We start from the raw sequence: 14292 nt of genomic DNA on the forward strand, positions 1-14292 counted from the left end.
CGCGTCGCCAAGAGGGGGCGGTACCGTGGCAAGCCCGCTCGAGCCGGAAGGAAACGGCGCGCCGTCGGGCTCCGCCGGGAAGCAGGATGGGGCTGGGAGAGTGGAAGGGTGCCAGCTCCAACCATCCCTCCCGCGCTCGCCGATGCCGCCGCCGCCTTCGGCCGGTACCTCGACGCCGAGCGCGGCCGCTCCGCCCACACCGTGCGCGCGTATCTGGCCGACGTCGAGAGCCTCCTCGGCCACGCCGCGTCCGAGGGTGCCACCGGACTGGGAGACCTCGAACTCGGCACCCTCCGCCGCTGGCTGGGCGCCCAGAGCGAGGCCGGCATGGCCCGGGCCACCCTGGCAAGACGGGCCGCCACCGCGCGGGCCTTCACCGCGTGGGCCGTCCGCGAGGAACTCCTGGCCGCCGACCCGGCCCTCCGGCTGCGGGCCCCCAAACGCGAGAAGTCCCTGCCCGGCGTGCTCCAGCAAGGCCAGGTCCAGCGCCTGGTCGCCGGCGCCGAAGCGGCCGCGGCGGACGGCGGCCCCATGGCCCTGCGGAACCGGGCCATGCTGGAACTGCTCTACGCCACCGGCATCCGCGTCGGCGAGCTGACCGGCCTCGACATCGACGACCTCGACCCGGACCGCCGCACCCTCCGGGTGCTAGGCAAGGGCAACAAGGAACGGACTGTGCCCTACGGTGTCCCGGCCGCGCTCGCCGTCGACGACTGGCTCCGGCGCGGCCGTCCCGCCCTGGTGGCGGACGGCTCCGGGCCCGCCCTCTTCCTCGGCGCCCGGGGTAACCGGGTGGACCAGCGGCAGGTCCGCAGCGTCGTCAAGGACCAGTTGGAGGGCCTCGGGGACACCTCCGCCACCGGTCCGCACGCGCTGCGGCACTCGGCTGCCACCCACCTGCTCGACGGCGGCGCCGACCTCCGGGCCGTCCAGGAGATCCTCGGCCACAGCAGCCTCGCGACCACCCAGATCTACACGCACGTCTCCGTGGACCGGCTCCGCAGCAGCTATCAACAGGCCCACCCGCGCGCCTGAAACAGCATCCGCGACACGCCGAAAACCCGGTGGTGACGGCGCGCTGCGCGGCACTGGCTTATTAGGGTGGGGTACGGCACAATGGGGTTCACGCCCGGCATCCACCACGGGGTCACGCGAAGCTTCCGAGTTTCCCGGCCACCACGGATCCGGACGTGCTTTATGTCGAGTCACCCTGAGTTTCAAAAGTATTTGAGTCACCACACAACTGAATAGTCTGGCAGGGGCACCAGCCCCGCACGCGGGCGACCGCGGCAGACGGACATCCGGGCAGAGGTCGTTGGGGAAGACGTACCTATAGCTATGGAGGATGGAATGTCTGTTGCACTAACCCGTGGTGTCCTGTTCGTTCACTCGGCCCCGACCGCCCTGTGCCCCCACGTTGAGTGGGCCATTGGCTCGGTCGTGGACAAGCGCACGGACCTTGAGTGGACCCCGCAGCCCGCCGCGCCCGGAATGTTCCGGGCCGAGCTCTCGTGGACCGGTACGCCGGGGACGGGGGCCACTTTGGCGTCGGCACTGCGCGGCTGGGCCCACCTGCGCTACGAAGTGACGGAAGAGCCCAGCCAGGGCGTCGACGGCGGCCGCTGGTCCCACACCCCCGAACTCGGCATCTTCCACGCCGTCACCGACGTGCACGGCAACATCATGGTCTCCGAGGACCGCATCCGCTACGCGTATGAATCCGGCGCGGGCGACCCCTCCGCCGTCTACCACGAGCTCTCCCTGGCCCTCGGCGAGGCCTGGGACGAGGAGCTGGAGCCCTTCCGGCACGCCGCCGAGGGCGCCCCCGTGCGCTGGCTCCACCAGGTCGGCTAGCCCCCCCACGACTCCCCGGCAGGCTCCGGCGCCGCTTCCTCCATGGCGGCGCACAGAGCCAGCGGGAGGGAGCTGACCGGGGACTGCCCTGCCTACCAGGGCGAAATCGGCACCGTCCCGATGCGCCGGCCCTCGGCGTCGCACAGGTGCCCCATCCGCTTGGGCGTGCTCAGCGCCACCATCCGGTCCAGCACGCCCAGGGTCGGGAAGACGGCGCTCGTCCGCGCCTCCACCCGCTGCAACTCGCCGAGATCCCTTACCCAGAACGTGGCGTAAAGGTTGGCCGTCCCCGTCACCGCCGCCACGAACCGGCACTCCGGCCACGCGGCCAACTCCCGGCCGATCCGGTCCAGGTCCTGCCCCGGCGCGACGCCCAGTAGCGAGGCCTGGATCGGCCAGCCTGCCAGCGGATGGGCGATCTCGCAGCGGAAGGTCATGATCCCCGAGGAGATCAGGCGGTTCACCCGGCGCCTCGCCGTGGCCGTGCTCGCGCCCGTCAACGATGCCAGCTCCGCCCATCCCAGCCGCCCGTCCAGGGACAGGTGCTCCAGCAGGGACCGGTCCAGGTCGTCCAGGACCATGGCGTAGGTGCCTTGACCCACGGACATGGTGCTCCGGTTGAGGACATTGAGCTGGCTCGGGTCCAGCGACCGTAGCCGCCAGCGGCTACCTTCCAGATAGAGGGACGTGGTGAGAAGCACGGACACGGACACCACCCCCGGCACCCCGTAGACCTTGGTGGTCAGGAAGACGTCCAGTTCGCGCAGGTCACGGGTCAGCACGTCGCAATTGATGTCGTGACCGCCTGTGGCGACCTCAATCGTGGCAACCTCGGGACACGCGGAGAGCCGCTCCACCAATGCCGTCCGGGTACCCGGATCCGCGCGGATCATGACGTAGGAGATGCAGCGGCTGCGGCTGAATTCCCGACCGAAAGAGGCCGTGATCCAGGCCAACCCCGCGGCGGTCATCCGGTCCCACCGGCGGGCGAGTGTGGTCGCCGTCGTGCCCAGCGGACCGGCCAGCTCCGCCCAGCTGGCCCGCGGGCGCAGCTGCAGGGCGTTCACCAGCGCCAGGTCCAGCTCACCCAGCGTGACCGAATCCTGCATATTACGCAGAGTAGAGTCCGTTTCCGTCAATTTGGGCGTCTGCATGGGCCAAGTATCACACGGTGGAGGGGTTGACCCGGTCCCCGTGACCGCCCGACTACCGAAAGCATGGAGAGCGTGACGATCTCAGACACCAGGAAACCCACCCGCACCCAGGAACTGGCGGCGGAGCTCGCCGACGGGCTCGTCTCGTTCCGGCGGGAGCTGCACCGGATCCCGGAGCTGGGCAACGACCTGCCCCTGACCCAGCGCCGGCTCCTCGCCGAACTGGAGGGCCTCGGCCTGGAGATCACGCTGGGACGGAGCCTGAGCTCCGTGACGGCGGTCCTCCGCGGTGGCGCAGTGCCGGCCGGCGGAACCAAGCCCGTGGTGCTGCTCCGCGGCGACATGGACGCCCTGCCCGTGACCGAGGACAACGGGCTGGAGTACCGCTCCTCGCACGAGGGGTTGATGCACGCCTGCGGCCACGACATGCACGTCGCGGGCCTGGTGGGCGCGGCCCGGATCCTGTCCTCGCTGAAGGACGAGCTGGCCGGCGATGTCGTGTTCATGTTCCAGCCGGGGGAGGAAGGCCCCGGGGGAGCGTTGCCGATGATCGAGGAGGGCGTCCTCGAGGCCGCCGGGCGGCGCGTGGACGCGGCCTTCGGCCTGCACGTCTTTTCCGCGGCGCACCCGCGCGGCGTCTGGTTCGGCCGCCCCGGCCCCCAGATGGCCGCCGTCGACGACCTCCACGTCCGGTTCATCGGATCCGGCGGCCACGGCTCCCAGCCGCACCACGCCAACGACCCCATCCCGGCCCTCTGCGAGGCGGTCACCGCACTTCAGACCATGGTGACCCGGGCCTTCGACGTCTTCGATCCGGTGGTCCTCACCGTGGGACGGATCGCCGGCGGCACCCGGGAAAACATCATCCCCGAGCACGCCGAATTCGACGCAACCGTCCGCAGCTTCAGCGCCGAATCCCGGGCCGCCATCAAGGAACGCAGCGTGCGGCTGCTCGAGGGCATCGCCGCCTCCCACGGCCTGAAGGCCGACGTGAACTACCACGAGCTCTACCCGGTCACGGAGAACGCCCCGGACGAGTACGAGCTGGCCCGCGGGGCCATCGTGGACCTCTTCGGCGAGGACCGCTACGAGCCCATGGCCAACCCGATGCCAGGCGCCGAGGACTTCTCCTTCGTCGGCAACGAGGTCCCGAGCGCCTACCTCTTCCTCAGCGCCTGCGCCCATGGCGACCCCGCCGACGCCGGCTCCAACCACTCACCCCACGCGCTCTTCGACGACGCCGTGCTCCCGGACGCCGCCGCCTGGCTGGCCGAGGTGGCGCTGCGCCGGATCAACCAGGGAGCCTAGGACAGCCCGCCCGACCACCACGTGGGAGGGCACCAGGAAAGGTAGTAACAGCATGAACGTACTGAATGGGCAGCGCCTCCGCACGGCGGCGGCCGCAGCGGCCGTCCTCGTCGCCCTGAGCGCCTGCACGAACGCGTCCGAGGCGGGGTCAGGTGCCGGGGCAGGTTCGGGCACCGGCGGCAGCGGGCAGGCGACGGCGACGTTTGACCCGGGAACCGTCGCCAAGGACGACGCCCTTGCCGCCAAGGTGCCGGATCAGGTCCGGTCCAAGGGAAAGCTGACGGTTGGCTCGGACACCACCTACGCCCCGGCGGAGTTCCTCGCGGCCTCCGACGGCCAGACCCCCGTGGGGTACGACGTCGACCTGGCCAAGGCGATCGGCGCCACCCTGGGCCTGAAGGTGGAGGTGCAGACCTCCCCGTTCGAAGGCATCCTCCCGTCCCTCGGCCCGAAGTACGACCTGGGTGTGTCCTCGTTCTTCATCACGAAGGAGCGCAGCAAGGCCGCCAACTTCGTCAGCTATTTCCAGGCCGGGACGCAGTGGGCGGTGCAGAAGGGCAACCCGAAGAACATCTCCCTGGACGACCTGTGCGGGAAGACCGTCGGGGTGCAGACCGGAACCTTCCAGGAGAACCCGGACATCTCCGGACGGAGCGCCCAGTGCGTCGCGGCCGGCAAGCCCGCGATCGACGTCGTCTCCCTGAAGAACCAGACCGACGTCACCACCCGCCTGGTGGCCGGAGGCATGGACGCAATGGCTGCCGGGTCCATCACGGTGGCCTACGCCATCACCCAGTCCGACGGGAAGCTGCAAACCCTCGGCGACGTCTACGGCGCCTCGCCGGTGGGCATCGCCGTCGCCAAGTCTGACACCGCCCTCGCCGAGGCGGTGGCCGGCGCCACCAACAAGCTGATCCAGGACGGGACGTACAAGAAGATCCTGGCTGCGTGGGGCACCGACGGCGGCGCCATCGCCAAGGCCGAGGTCAACCCCACGGTCAATAAGTAACGGCCGGGCCAACGCCAACGCAAACGACGGCGGCCAGGTTCCCCGCGAAGGGAACCTGGCCGCCGTCGTTCGTGCTGCGTGCGGTGGCGGCTAGATGCTGCGCACCGCGATCACGGCGTTGTGGCCGCCGAAGCCGAAGGAGTTGCTTAGCGCGACGATGTTGCCGGCCGGGAGGGCCCGCTCTGAGGTCACGACGTCCAGCGGGATCTCCGGGTCCTGGTTTTCCAAGTTGATGGTGACGGGAGCCTTGCGTTCGTGCACGGCGAGGACCGTCAGGACCGCTTCCACGGCACCGGAGGCGCCCAGCAGGTGGCCCATCTGGGACTTGGTGGCGGAGACCGCCACGTTGTCCACGTGGCTGCCGAGGGCGGCCTTGAGGGCGGTGTACTCGGGCTTGTCACCGACCGGGGTGGAGGTGGCGTGCGCGTTGACGTGCACCACGTCCTCGGCCTGGATGCGGCCGTCGAACATGGCTGCCTTCAGCGCGCGGGTGGCGCCGAGGCCCTCGGGGTCCGGGGCGGTGATGTGGTACGCATCGGCGGTCACCGAGGTGCCGGCCAGTTCGGCGTAGATCCGGGCGCCGCGGGCCAGGGCGTGCTCCTCGGCCTCGAGGACCAGGGCGCCTGCGCCCTCGCCCATGACGAAGCCGTCACGGTCGCGGTCGTACGGGCGGGAGGCGTGCTCGGGATCGTCGTTGCGGCGGGAGAGGGCCTGCATCGAGGAGAACGCGGCGATCGGCATCGGGTGGATTGCGGCTTCGGCGCCGCCGCAGACGACGACGTCGGCCTTCCCGGAGCGGATCAGCTCCAGTCCCATGTGCACGGCTTCGGTGCCGGAGGCGCAGGCGGAGACGGGGGTGTGGGCGCCGGCCCGGGCTCCCAGGTCCAGGCTGACCGCAGCGGCGACGCCGTTGGGCATCAGCATCGGAACGGTCATCGGCAGGACGCGGCGGGGGCCCTTTTCTCGCAGGGTGTCCCAAGCATCCAGCAGGGTCCAGACCCCGCCGATGCCGGTGGCGAAGGCCACTGCCAGGCGGTCGTGGTCGATGCCGTCGATGTTGGCGTCGGCCCAGGCCTCACGGGCGGCGATCACGCCGAACTGGGTGGACGGGTCCATGCGCTTGGCTTCGACCCGGCTCAGGACCTCGAGGGCGGGGGTGGAGGCGCGGGCGGCGAAGTGGACGGGCAGCTCGTACTTGGCAACCCAGTCGTCTTCGAGCGTATGCGCGCCGGAGACGCCCTTGAGCGCGTTCTTCCACATTGTGGGGACATCGCCGCCGATGGGTGTGGTGGCACCCAGACCGGTGATGACTACTTTGCGTGCCATGGGATCACTCTTTCGTCGGTGCGCGTGCCGCTTACGGTGCCAGCCAGGGCGCCGGGGCCTGCGTAGGAAACTCGGTGGTCAGTCAGTGAATCGGGGGAGCGCCGGGAGCCGCTGCGTAAGCGGCACCCGGCGGCCCGCGGTACCGCCCCCGTGGGGGACAGTGCCAGGGACCAGGCGGAATTAGGCCTGGGCGTTGGCGATGAAGTTGACGGCGTCGCCGACGGTCTTGAGGTTCTTGACCTCTTCGTCCGGGATGCGCACGCCGAACTTTTCCTCGGCGTTGACCACGATGGTCATCATCGAGATGGAGTCGATGTCCAGGTCCTCGGTGAAGGACTTGTCCATTTCGACGGCCTCGGGGGCCAGGCCGGTCTCTTCGTTGACGATTTCGGCCAGGCCGGCCAGGATCTCTTCGTTGTTAGCCATGGTGGCTCCTTCTTTTGTTGGTGCCATCGGCCGCCGGACGGGTCCGGAGCGTTGGGCGGAGTGGTTCGGGCCGAGGGTTCGGCCCGGTGGGGGAATCCGGGCTGCCTGCCGTGCCGGCACCCGGGAAGTCACGGTGGACTACGGCAGCACGATCACCTGGGCGCCGAAGACCAGCCCGGCGCCGAAACCGATCTGCAGGGCCAGTCCGCCGCTGAGGCCGGGGTTGTCCTGCAGCAGCCGGTGCGTGGCCAGCGGAATGGACGCCGCCGAGGTGTTGCCCGCCTCGGCGATGTCCCGGGCGATGATGACCGATTCCGGCAGCTTGAGCTGCTTGGCCATCTCGTCGATGATCCGCATGTTGGCCTGGTGCGGGATGAAGGCCGCGAGGTCCTCGGCCTTGACGCCGGCGGCGTCGAGGGCCTGCTGGGCCACCTTGGCCATTTCCCAGACCGCCCAGCGGAACACGGTCTGGCCGTCCTGGCGCAGCGTGGGCCAAAGCGCGGCCTCGGTGACGGCGGCTTCGCCCTCGCTGAGGGCGCCCTTGCCGGCGGCGTGGTCGCGGATGTCCAGCATCGAGTGGGTCATGCCGATGGCGTCCCACTTGCTGCCGTCCGAGCCCCAGACCGACGGGCCGATGCCCGGGGTGTCGGAGGGGCCGATGACGACGGCGCCCGCGCCGTCGCCGAGCAGGAAGGAGATGGTGCGCTCGGTGTTGTCGATGACGTCGGAGAGCTTCTCCGCGCCGACCACCAGCACGTACTTGGCGGCACCGGAGCGGACCAGGGCGTCGGCCTGGGCGATGCCGTAGCAGTACCCGGCGCACGCGGCGGAGATGTCGAAGGCCGGGGCCGGAGTGGCGCCCAGGCGGTCGGTCAGGCTCGCGGCCGCGGAGGGGGTGGCGTAGGGGTGGGTGACCGTGGAGACGATCACGGCCCCGAGCTCGGAGGGGTCGACGCCGGCGCGTTCGAGGGCCTCGCGGGCGGCGCCCTCGGCCATGTCGATCACGCTGACGTCTGCGGGGGCGCGGTGCCGGGTGACGATCCCGGTGCGCTGGCGGATCCACTCATCGGAGGAGTCGATCCACTGGCAGACGTCCTCGTTGGTGACGATGACGTCGGGACGGTACGCGCCGACGCCCAGCACACGGGTGCCGTTCTGCAGGGGAGCCTGCTTCAGCGTAGGAGTGCTCATTTTCCTCCCTCAAGTTCTGCGAATAGTGCCAAGGCAGCGGACAGATCATCCGGTGTCTTGACGGTAACAGTCTTCACGCCGGGCATGCCGCGCTTGGCCAGTCCGGCGAGGGTGCCTGCCGGGGCCAGTTCGATCAGGCCGGTCACGCCGCGCTCCACCAGGGTCTCCATGCAGCGGTCCCAGCGGACCGGGCGGGAGACCTGGGCGATGAGGCTGTCCACCGCGGCGCCGCCGTCGGTGACCGGCGCGCCGTCGAAGTTCGAGAGCAGCGGAACCTGCGGGTTGCGGGGGTGAAGCCTGGGACGCAGCGCCTGCAGTGCGGCGACGGCGGGGGACATGTGCGAGGTGTGGAACGCCCCGGCAACCTTGAGCGGGATGACCCGGGCCTTGGCCGGCGGCTTGTCCGCGAGGGCCTTGAGCTGCTCGAGGGTGCCGGCGGCGACGGTCTGTCCGGCGCCGTTGACGTTCGCGGGGGTCAGCCCGGCGGCCTCGATGGCGGCCAGCACCTCGGCGGGGTCGCCGCCGACGACGGCGCTCATGCCGGTCGGGGTGGCGGCGGCCGCGGCGGCCATGCCGTTGGCGCGTTCCCGGACGAAGGTCATGGCCTCGGTCTCGGTGAGGACACCGGCCAGCGCGGAGGCGGTGATTTCGCCCACCGAGTGGCCGGCGAGGATGACGGGGAGGGTTTCGAGTTCGACGTCGAACAGGGCCTTCGCGGCGACCAGTCCGGCCGCGACGATCAGCGGCTGCGCGACGGCGGTGTCCTTGATGGTTTCTTCATCGGAGGTGGTGCCGTGGGCGGTGAGGTCGATACCTGCTATTTCGCTCAGGGAGGCCAGATGGCCTGGGACGGAGGGCAGTTCCAGCCAGGGGGCCAGAAAACCGGAGGTCTGGGAGCCCTGTCCAGGGCAGACGATTGCAAGCACGTATCCAGCTTTCCAAATGCCGCGTGATTCATCGGTACTTTCATGCACCAAGCTCACTGGGTCAGTTTGTAGGAAGTCTACAACCTCTCAGCCGCCGTTACGGGATGGCTGACGCTCCACGGCGGGCTTCGGCGGGGTGGAGAGACGCCCCACCACGAGGGCCGCCTGGAGCACGAACGCCTCCCGCGGGATCAGCGGATCCCAGCCGGTCACGTCGCAGACCCGCTTGAGCCGGTAGCGGACCGTGTTGGCGTGGACGAACAATTCCCGGGCCGTGGCCTCGAGCGAATGACCCAGTTCCAGGTAGGTCCCCAAGGTCTCCACCAGCCCGTTCGAGGCGGCCAGGAGGGGCCGGTAAATGTTCTTCACCAGGGATCGGCGGGCCGCGTCGTCGCCGGAGATGACCCGCTCCGGCAGCAGGTCGTCCGCGGCCACCGGGCGGGGGGCCGAGGGCCAGGCGCGGGCCGCGGTGAGGCCGGCGAAGGCGGACTGGGCGGAGCTGCTGGCCTCCGGCAGGGAGGCTGCCTCGGCGCCGTACACGACGGGACCGGGGGCAAAGAGTTCGCTGAGTTTCTGGCAGGCGGTCTCCCGGTCCTGCACGCCGCCGAGGATCAGGATCAGCCGGTCGCCCTGGATTCCCACCAAAGCGTCCTCGGCGAACCGGCCGGCGGTGCGGCGCAGCTCGCTGACGTAGCTGGCGCTGGGTTCCGAGGGCGAATTGCCCACCATGACGGTGAAGCGTTCCTGCGCCTTCCAGCCCAGGGCCGCGATCCGGGACCGCAGGGCGTCGGTGTTCTCTCCGCGCAGGATGGCGTCGACGATCAGGGCTTCCAGCCGGGTGTCCCAGGAGCCGCGGGTCTCCGCGGCGCGGGCGTAGACGTCGGCGGCGGCGAAGGCGACCTCGCGCGAGTAGCGGAGCACCGCCTCACGCAGGGCGGCCTGGTCCGCCTCGGGGGCGATGATCGGGACCTGCTCCTCGACCACCTCCACCACGATCCGGATCAGCTGGAGCGCCTTCTGCAGGCTGATGGAGCGGGTCAGTTCGGTGGGGGCGGTGCCGAAGACGTCGGAGAGGATCCACGACGGCGAGCTGGGCCGTTCGAACCAGGTGACGAAGGCGGCGATGCCGTTCTGGGCCACCATGCCGAGCGCGGAGCGTTCGTCGGAGTTCAGCCGGCTGTACCAGGGCAGTGAGGATTCCAGCCGCCGCAGCGTGGTGGTGGAGAGCTGGCCGACGCTGGAGCGGAGCTTCTTCAGCGTCTCGGCCTTCTCCGGGGACAGGGTCCGGGCGGCGGATTTGCGCTGCGCGGGGGTGGGGGTGGGCTCTGCCATGACAACGAGCATACGGCGGCCGCCTGACAAGCTCCATTTGTGCGAAGGCTACAACTCGCTTTGCGCTGGATCACACGGCGCGACCGCCGTGGTTAAAGCCCGACGGCGGCCCCCACACCGTGGGGACCGCCGTCGTCGTGTTTTCCGGTCCGGCCGGGTGACTCCTAGGAGTCGCCGCCCGCGTTGCCGGTGGTGCCGGCGTTGACGTTGAGCAGCCGGTACTTCTCGATCGCCTGGGCCGGGGCCTGCGCGTCGACCTCGCCGCGGCGGGCGAGCATCTGCAGCGAGCGGACCACGATCGAGTGCACGTCGTTCTTGAAGAAGCGGCGTGCCGCGGCGCGGGTGTCGGAGAAACCGAAGCCGTCGGCGCCGAGCGAGGCGAACTCGTTCGGGACGAACTGCCGGATCTGGTCCGGGACGGCCTTCATGTAGTCCGAGACCGCGACGATCGGGCCGGTGGCGCCGGCGAGCTGTTCGGTGACGAACGGCACGCGGGCCGGCTGGCCGGGGTTGAGGAAGGCCTCTTCCTCGGCGGCCATGGCGTCGCGGCGCAGCTCGGTCCAGGACGTGACGGACCAGACGTCGGCGGAAACGCCCCAGTCCTCGGCCAGCACGCGCTGGGCCTCGAGGGCCCACGGCACGGACACGCCGGAGGCGAGGATCTGCGTGCGGGGGCCGTCGATCTTGGCCGGCGCCAGCAGGTAGATGCCCTTGACGATGCCCTCGACATCGAGCTCGGCGGGGGCCGCCGGCTGCGAGATCGGCTCGTTGTAAACCGTCAGGTAGTACATGACGTTCCGCGACGGGTCGTTATCCGCAGGGCCGGGGCCGTACATCCGGTTCAGGCCGTCACGCATGATGACGCCGATCTCGTAGCCGTAGGCGGGGTCGTACGTGACGACGGCCGGGTTGGTGGCGGCGAGGATCGGGGAGTGGCCGTCGGCGTGCTGCAGGCCTTCGCCGGTCAGCGTGGTGCGGCCGGCGGTGGCGCCGATGATGAACCCGCGGGTCATCTGGTCGGCGGCGGCCCAGAAGGAGTCGCCGGTGCGCTGGAAGCCGAACATCGAGTAGAAGACGTAGATCGGGATCAGCGGCTCGCCGTGGGTGGCGTAGGAGGTGCCGGCGGCGGTGAAGGCCGCGACCGAACCTGCCTCGTTGATGCCGGCGTGCACGATCTGGCCGGCGATCGACTCCTTGTACGCGAGGACCAGGTCGCGGTCCACGGACAGGTAGTTCTGGCCGTTCGGGTTGTAGATCTTCGCGGTCGGGAAGAACGCGTCGATGCCGAAGGTACGGGCCTCATCCGGGATGATCGGCACGATCCGGGAACCGAATTCCTTGTCCCGCATCAGGTCCTTCAGCAGCCGGACGAACGCCATGGTGGTGGCGGCGAGCTGCTTGCCGGAGCCGCGGTTGGCGACCTCGTACGCTTTGTCGCCCGGCAGGGTGACGTCGGTGTGCTTGGACCGGCGCTCGGGCACGAAACCGCCCAGGGCCTGGCGGCGCTCCATCAGGTACTTGATCTCCGGAGAGTCCGCACCCGGGTGGTAGTACGGCGGCTGGTACGGGTCGGCCTCGAGCTGGTCGTCCGTGATCGGGATGCGCAGGTGGTCGCGGAAGGCCTTCAGATCCGCCAGGGTGAGCTTCTTCATCTGGTGGGTCGCGTTGCGGCCCTCGAAGTGGGTGCCCAGGCCGTAGCCCTTGACCGTGTGGGCCAGGATGACCGTCGGCTTGCCCTTGAACTCGGTGGCGGCCTTGTACGCGGCATAGACCTTGTTGTAATCGTGGCCGCCGCGCTTGAGGTTCCAGATTTCCTGGTCCGTCATATCCGCGACCATGTCCTTGGTCTGCGGGGTCTTACCGAAGAAGTGCTCGCGGACAAACCCGCCGGACTCGGCCTTGTAGGTCTGGTAGTCGCCGTCGACAGTCTCGTTCATGATCTTCACGAGGGAGCCGTCGTCGTCCTTGGCGAGCAGGTTGTCCCACTCGCGGCCCCAGACGACCTTGATGACGTTCCAGCCGGCGCCGCGGAAGAAGGCCTCGAGTTCCTGCATGATCTTGCCGTTGCCGCGGACCGGGCCGTCGAGGCGCTGCAGGTTGCAGTTGATGACGAAGTTGAGGTTGTCCAGCTTGTCGTTCGCGGCGAGCTGGAGCAGGCCGCGGGATTCCGGCTCATCCATTTCGCCGTCGCCCAGGAACGCCCAGACCTGCTGGTCGGAGGTGTCCTTGATGCCGCGGTTGTGCAGGTAGCGGTTCGACTGTGCCTGGTAGATGGCGTTCATCGGGCCGATGCCCATGGAGACGGTGGGGAACTCCCAGAACTCCGGCATCAGGCGCGGGTGCGGGTAGCTGGAGAGCGCGTGGCCCTCCTTGGACTTCTCCTGGCGGAAGCCGTCGAGGTCTTCCTCGCTCAGCCGGCCCTCGAGGAAGGCGCGGGCGTACATGCCGGGGGAGGCGTGGCCCTGGAAGAAGACCTGGTCGCCGCCCCCCGGGTGGTCCTTGCCGCGGAAGAAGTGGTTGAAGCCGACCTCGTAGAGGGTCGCGGCACCGGCGTAGGTGGAAATGTGGCCGCCGACGCCGATTTCGGGCCGCTGCGAGCGGTGCACCATGATCGCGGCGTTCCAGCGCAGCCAGGCGCGGTACTTGCGTTCGATTTCCTCATCGCCGGGGAACGGGGCTTCCTGGTCCACCGGGATGGTGTTGACGTAGTCCGTGGTGGTCACCATCGGCACGCCCACGCTTTGGGCGCCGGCCCGCTGAAGCAGGCTGCGCATGATGTACTGGGCACGCTCCGTGCCCTGTTCCTGAATCAGGGTGTCCAGGGACTCCAGCCATTCGGCGGTCTCTTCCGGATCACGATCAGGCAGCTGGTTAGTCAACCCGCTGAGGATATGGGAGGTATCTTCTCCTGCAGCCACGTCCAACCTCTCTTTGAGCGCATTCACCGGCACCCTCAGCTCCGGGCAGGGTGACTGCCTGGCGTGAACGCGACGTGTGCGACATATCGGTAACAGCAGCCCGGTCCTGTACGCCGGGCTTGGTCCAATCACAACCAGGCCTGACAGTGGGAGCGGTCGGTTGTCCGCGCAGGCATGGTCGTCATCAGCCACTCTAGCCTTGCGCGTCCGCGGATGCGTAGCCGCCGCCGCCCCGGTGTGACGCAGAATATGGCGGATCGCGGGGCCCACAGCTTGAAGCGGACGCACAAAGGGTGTTGGCTTGGAGTAATGGAAATCACTAGCACCAAGGAATGTGTCACTATCGGACACAGCGGGCATTCTGCCGGCAGGCACCAACAGACGCATCAACAGCATAGGAGCAGCACGTGAGCGAGGCCGACGCCGCCACTTCGGTAAATGTGGCGGAAAGATTGGGTTTCAAGAACGGGGATCTGATTCAGGAGTTCGGTTACGACGACGACGTCGACTTCGACTTGCGTGATGACATCGAGGACCTCACCGGGTCGGAGATCTTCGACGAGGACGACCACGAGGTGGTCGACGCGGCCATCCTCTGGTGGCGCGACGGTGACGGCGACCTGGTGGACACGCTGGTGGACTCCCTGACCTCGCTGACGGACGGCGGTGTGGTCTGGGTGCTGACCCCGAAGAAGGGCCGCACCGGCTATGTCTCGCCCTCGGAACTGCAGGAAGCGGCGCCCACCGCCGGCCTGCACTGCACCACCTCCGCCGGCGTCTCCCAGGACTGGAGCGCCACCCGGCTGGTGACCCGGAAGAACAAGTGACCGGTTCCGCGCCGGTGCAGG

General features: G+C 69.2%; 12 protein-coding genes. 5 read left to right on the top strand and 7 right to left on the bottom strand.

Annotation, left to right across the window (positions count from 1 at the left end):
• Positions 1-108 precede the first annotated feature (108 nt).
• On the top strand, positions 109-1035 hold the full coding sequence (locus QWJ39_RS09490) for a tyrosine recombinase XerC (RefSeq protein WP_290257554.1): 927 nt from the start codon (positions 109-111) through the stop codon (positions 1033-1035).
• A 315-nt stretch (positions 1036-1350) separates the two neighbouring features.
• Positions 1351-1854: a DUF3145 domain-containing protein gene (locus QWJ39_RS09495; protein WP_290257555.1), complete on the top strand. Its 504-nt coding sequence runs from the start codon at positions 1351-1353 to the stop codon at positions 1852-1854.
• 92 nt (positions 1855-1946) lie between these two features.
• On the opposite strand, the gene QWJ39_RS09500 is transcribed toward QWJ39_RS09495, so the two are convergent.
• Positions 1947-2963: an Lrp/AsnC family transcriptional regulator gene (locus QWJ39_RS09500; RefSeq protein ID WP_290257557.1), complete on the bottom strand. Its 1017-nt coding sequence runs from the start codon at positions 2961-2963 to the stop codon at positions 1947-1949.
• Between the two features lie 117 nt (positions 2964-3080).
• On the opposite strand from QWJ39_RS09500, the gene QWJ39_RS09505 reads away from it, so the two are divergent.
• Complete coding sequence (locus QWJ39_RS09505) at positions 3081-4316, top strand: M20 family metallopeptidase (RefSeq protein WP_356903162.1); 1236 nt, start codon at positions 3081-3083, stop codon at positions 4314-4316.
• Between the two features lie 52 nt (positions 4317-4368).
• Positions 4369-5325: an ABC transporter substrate-binding protein gene (locus QWJ39_RS09510; RefSeq protein ID WP_290257558.1), complete on the top strand. Its 957-nt coding sequence runs from the start codon at positions 4369-4371 to the stop codon at positions 5323-5325.
• Positions 5326-5415: 90 nt separating this feature from the next.
• Here QWJ39_RS09510 and fabF read toward each other — a convergent pair whose 3' ends face one another.
• The 6 genes from fabF to aceE form a co-directional block, all read right to left on the bottom strand.
• Complete coding sequence (gene fabF, locus QWJ39_RS09515) at positions 5416-6651, bottom strand: beta-ketoacyl-ACP synthase II (RefSeq protein WP_290257559.1); 1236 nt, start codon at positions 6649-6651, stop codon at positions 5416-5418.
• A gap of 180 nt (positions 6652-6831) precedes the next feature.
• Complete coding sequence (locus QWJ39_RS09520) at positions 6832-7077, bottom strand: acyl carrier protein (RefSeq protein WP_290257560.1); 246 nt, start codon at positions 7075-7077, stop codon at positions 6832-6834.
• A gap of 138 nt (positions 7078-7215) precedes the next feature.
• Positions 7216-8268, bottom strand: a complete 1053-nt coding sequence (locus QWJ39_RS09525) for a beta-ketoacyl-ACP synthase III (protein WP_290257561.1) — start codon at positions 8266-8268, stop codon at positions 7216-7218.
• On the bottom strand, positions 8265-9194 hold the full coding sequence (locus tag QWJ39_RS09530) for an ACP S-malonyltransferase (protein ID WP_290257562.1): 930 nt from the start codon (positions 9192-9194) through the stop codon (positions 8265-8267). The genes QWJ39_RS09525 and QWJ39_RS09530 overlap by 4 nt, the downstream gene beginning before the upstream one ends.
• A gap of 87 nt (positions 9195-9281) precedes the next feature.
• Positions 9282-10526, bottom strand: coding sequence for a helix-turn-helix domain-containing protein (locus QWJ39_RS09535; protein ID WP_290257563.1), 1245 nt, complete (start codon positions 10524-10526; stop codon positions 9282-9284).
• 164 nt (positions 10527-10690) lie between these two features.
• The gene (aceE, locus tag QWJ39_RS09540) at positions 10691-13444 is read right to left on the bottom strand and encodes a pyruvate dehydrogenase (acetyl-transferring), homodimeric type (RefSeq protein ID WP_290257564.1); all 2754 of its coding nucleotides are present in this window, start codon (positions 13442-13444) and stop codon (positions 10691-10693) included.
• 407 nt (positions 13445-13851) lie between these two features.
• Here aceE and QWJ39_RS09545 point away from each other — a divergent pair, with 407 nt between their 5' ends.
• Positions 13852-14271 (top strand): DUF3052 domain-containing protein, encoded by a 420-nt coding sequence (locus tag QWJ39_RS09545; protein ID WP_290257565.1) that lies wholly within the window; start codon positions 13852-13854, stop codon positions 14269-14271.
• Positions 14272-14292: the final 21 nt, after the last annotated feature.

It is taken from the genome of Arthrobacter sp. YD4 (assembly GCF_030410515.1).
GTDB lineage: Bacteria > Actinomycetota > Actinomycetes > Actinomycetales > Micrococcaceae > Arthrobacter.